The sequence below is a fragment of the Malikia spinosa genome (assembly GCF_002980625.1).
Taxonomy (GTDB): domain Bacteria; phylum Pseudomonadota; class Gammaproteobacteria; order Burkholderiales; family Burkholderiaceae_C; genus Malikia; species Malikia spinosa.
The window spans coordinates 1-1,263 of the sequence record NZ_PVLR01000074.1 but is presented as its reverse complement, the minus strand read 5'-3'; the positions used below and the strand labels follow the sequence as shown (position 1 = coordinate 1,263).

The following is a 1,263-nucleotide window of genomic DNA, read 5'->3' as shown; positions in this document are numbered from 1 at the left end:
AGAAGACTTTGAACACGCTCTTAGGTCAAAATCTACGTGGATCCGATTGGCGATCCGGCTCAGTCCTGAGGCGTGGCTTTGTGCCGCCCCCAAGGTAGATGGCTGGCAGCTCTGCCTCCATAATCGCGAGCGGTTCTTCACCGCGCGAACCAGGCCCTGATACTGCTGCTTCCTGGGGCAGCAGGTCGGGTAAGGTCGAAAGCTCCACCGCCACTGCTTTGCGGATAGCGACTGTCGTGCTGTATATCACCCAATGCCAACACTGCCTGTGCCAGTGCGACCGTGCCCCTAGCCTGGCCCATATGCAGCATGCGCAGCATTTGAACTAGGCGACGCCTTATGATTACTGGCTGTAGAAAAGACAAACCCGCCAGAGGCGGGTCGATCAAGTGATTGGGGTGGCCCTGCATCACAGGGCCAGAGCGAACCTAGTGTCATCACCAGTAAGGCGGCTGGGAGAGGACGGAGCCTAGGGCTGCAAGCCAAGTATAGCAGCACGGTCCGATGATTCAAAGTGGCGAAGCATGAACTGGAATGACCTGAAGAAGCACTTTTCCCCTGCAAGGTTGGGGCGCTACCGTGCCGCGCGCGGCGGCGATGTGGGCAGGGCTGCGGCAGATTACGCTAGTAACGTCCTGCTGTCCGAGGCGATGGTGCCGATGCTCAATGTCCTGGAGATTGCGCTGCGCAACGGCATCCATGCACGACTGAGCAGACTGTATGGCCGGGCCGACTGGTGGGAAGCATGGGCGGGGGACCCCGCCTTCACCTGGCAGAACAAGGAAGTGGGCAGCGCCAAGGCCAAACTGATCCGGCGACACGAGCCACAGACACCGGACAAGGTGCTTGCCGAGCTGACTTTCGGCTTTTGGACCTCGTTGTTCAACGTGCAGTTCCAGGCTGTCCTCTGGAAAGACCTGCGCCTGGTGTTCGCACGCTGCCCGAAGCCGCAGCGGCAGCGACACAACATTTCGGCGGCACTGAACCGGATTCGTGATCTGCGCAACCGCATATTCCACCACGAGCCGTTGCTGTGGCTCATCCCGACACTGCTCGAGCAGCACCAGACCGGCGTGACGGTCATCAACTGGGTGGACCCCGAGCTTGGCCAGTGGCTGGGTAACCATGATCGCCTGCCTGCTGTATGGGCGGACTGGACGTCTCGCCCCTGACGGGCTTCAATCCTGTGGCCGCGGATTTGTGCCACCCCGAAGCGGACCACTTGCCCCGCTGGACTCTTTCCCGAGCCACGCCCGTGCCGCC

1 protein-coding gene is annotated in these 1,263 nt (G+C 61.0%); it reads left to right on the top strand.

What is annotated here, in order from left to right:
• The first annotated feature begins 524 nt into the window (after positions 1-524).
• Positions 525-1,172, top strand: coding sequence for a hypothetical protein (locus tag C6P61_RS17070; protein WP_105731101.1), 648 nt, complete (start codon positions 525-527; stop codon positions 1,170-1,172).
• Positions 1,173-1,263: the final 91 nt, after the last annotated feature.